The organism is Rhizobacter sp. (genome assembly GCF_046595475.1).
GTDB lineage: Bacteria > Pseudomonadota > Gammaproteobacteria > Burkholderiales > Burkholderiaceae_C > Rhizobacter.
Window position 1 is genome coordinate 1 of the sequence record NZ_JBKJOQ010000077.1, and the last position, 2,643, is coordinate 2,643.

Sequence of the window (2,643 nt, forward strand, 5' to 3'; positions counted from 1 at the left end):
TTCCAGGTGCTGCCGATCTACGGTGGCCAGGCCTACGGCCCACAGCTGGCGGCACTGCGTCGTGGTGTGCATGTCGTCGTCGGCACGCCGGGGCGCATCATCGATCACCTCGAAAAAGGCAGCCTGAAGCTCGACGAGATCAAGCATCTGGTGCTCGACGAAGCCGACGAGATGCTGCGCATGGGCTTTATTGACGATGTCGAAAACATCCTCAAGACCACGCCGGCCGAGAAGCAGGTGGCACTGTTCAGCGCCACCATGCCGCCGCAGATCAAGCGGATTGCAAATACTTATTTAAAGAACCCGGCGGAAGTCACCATCGCGGCAAAGACCCGCACGGCGACTACTGTGCGCCAGCGCTGCATCGTCTTGCAGCCGGGGGCCAAACTCGATGCGCTGACCCGCCTGCTCGAAGTCGAGAGCTTCGAGGGCATGTTGATTTTCACGCGCACGAAAATCGCAACCGAAGAGTTGGCCGACAAGCTCAGCGCGCGCGGTTACTCCTGCGCGGCACTCAACGGCGACATCGCCCAGCAGCAGCGCGAGCGCACGGTGGCCAAGCTCAAGGATGGCTCCATCGACATCGTGGTCGCGACCGACGTCGCCGCCCGTGGTCTCGACGTGGAGCGCATCAGCCACGTCATCAACTATGACGTGCCGACCGACCCCGAAAGCTACGTGCATCGCATTGGCCGCACCGGCCGGGCAGGGCGCGAGGGCGATGCGATCCTGTTCGTGGCACCCCGCGAGCGCGGCCTGTTGCAGATGATCGAGCGCGCCACCCGCAAGCACATCGAGATCATGGCGGTGCCCAGCGACTCGCAGATCAAGTCCAAGCGCGTGGCCAAGTTTCAACAGAAGGTGTCGGACACGCTGAGCAACATGGCCAAGCTCGACCCCATGCGCGAGCTGGTCACCCAGCTGGAGCGCGAGCTGGGACGCGAGAAGGAAGTCTCGCTGCTCGACATTGCTGCTGCACTGGCGCTGATGGCGCAGGGCGGCAAGTCGGTGATGGGTGGTATCGACAGCACGGCTGTGCAGGCCATCAATGCGGCCAGTTACGACCGCCCGCGCCAGTTCGCCGAGCGCCCGGCGCGTTCATCGTCGTCCGACAGCGAGCGCCCGGCACGCTTCAACAAGCCCAGCTATGGCGACCGCGACAGCAAGCCCGCCTATGCCGAACGTGATAGCAAGCCGAGCTTCCGCGACCGCGCTACCGCAGCACCTGCTGCTGCCGAGGCCAGCGACAAGCCGCGCTTCCGTCCGCCCTCAGAGACCGCCGCACCGGCAGCAAGCTTTGAGCCTGCCAAGCCGCGCACGCCCTTCGAGCGCCCCGAGCGTTTTGTGAAGGCTGAGCGCCCCGAGCGCCCCGCCTTCGAGCGTGCCGAGCGTCCTGCTTTTGAGCGCGCCAGTTTCGAGCGCAGCGATGAAGCCGCCAAGCCGAAACGCGCGGCCAAAGCCGACGCCAACATGGAAACCTTCCGTATTGAAGTCGGCCATCAGCATGGCGTGCTGCCCAAGAACATCGTCGGCGCGATTGCCAACGAGGCTGATCTCGAAAGCAAGTACATCGGCCGCATCGACATCCGCGAAGACCACAGCCTGATCGACCTGCCCGAGGGCATGCCCAAGGAAGTGTTCCAGCAGCTGCAGCGCGTCTGGGTGGCGGGCCAGCGCCTGCAAATCACCAAGGCCGCACCAGGCGCGCGCGACGAGGGTGGGGCCAAGCCGGCTTATGTCAAAAAGCCTTTCAAGGCCAGAGTGCAAGCCGACGAGTAAGCCCCTCTGCTGACCCGCCTCCAAGGGCCGGGTCCAGCCCAAGCTAGACCCCTGAAGCCGAACTGCCGCAAGGCAGTTCGGCTTTTTGCTGCAATGCGGTAATCTCGGCGTCCCAACTTCCCACTTTCCTTTCAACCTTCAGGAGTTTTAACCATGGGTCAATACATCGCCCCCTTGCGCGACATGCAGTTTGTGCTGCACGAGCTGCTCAACGTCGAAGCCGAACTCAAGGCCATGCCCGAGCATGCGAGCCTCGATGCCGACACCATCAACTCGATTGCCGAAGAAGCCGCCAAGTTCACCCAGAACGTGACGTATCCGCTCAACCAGAGCGGTGATACCGAGGGCTGCCATCACGACAAGGTGAGTGGTGTCGTCACCGCGCCCAAGGGCTTCAAGGAGGCCTATGCGCAGTTCGTTGAAGCCGGCTGGCCGGCGCTGGCCTGCGCCACTGAATACGGCGGCCAGGGCCTGCCGGAAGTCGTCAACAACGTGCTGTACGAAATGCTCAACAGCGCCAATCAGGCCTGGACGATGTACCCCGGCCTCACCCACGGTGCCTACGCTGCGCTGTTGCAGCACGGCACTGATGAGCTGAAGCAAACCTATCTCCCCAAGATCGTCTCCGGCCAGTGGACGGGCACCATGTGCCTCACCGAGTCGCATTGCGGTACCGACCTGGGCCTGTTGCGCAGCAAGGCCGAGCCGCTGGGCAACGGCAGCTATTCGATCAGCGGCCAGAAGATCTTCATCTCGGCCGGCGAGCACGACCTCGCTGAAAACATCATCCATCTCGTGCTGGCACGCCTGCCGGATGCACCGGCCGGCACCAAGGGCATCAGCCTGTTTGTGGTGCCCAAGTAC

Annotated in this window: 2 protein-coding genes; both read left to right on the forward strand. The window is 63.4% G+C overall.

All coding sequences use genetic code 11. The features are described 5' to 3' along the window. Positions 1-1,779 (forward strand): helicase-related protein (locus tag AC30QB_RS13300; RefSeq protein ID WP_489546704.1); only part of this gene is annotated, 1,779 nt, incomplete at its 5' end. 153 nt (positions 1,780-1,932) lie between these two features. Then, positions 1,933-2,643 (forward strand): acyl-CoA dehydrogenase family protein (locus tag AC30QB_RS13305; RefSeq protein ID WP_489546705.1); only part of this gene is annotated, 711 nt, incomplete at its 3' end.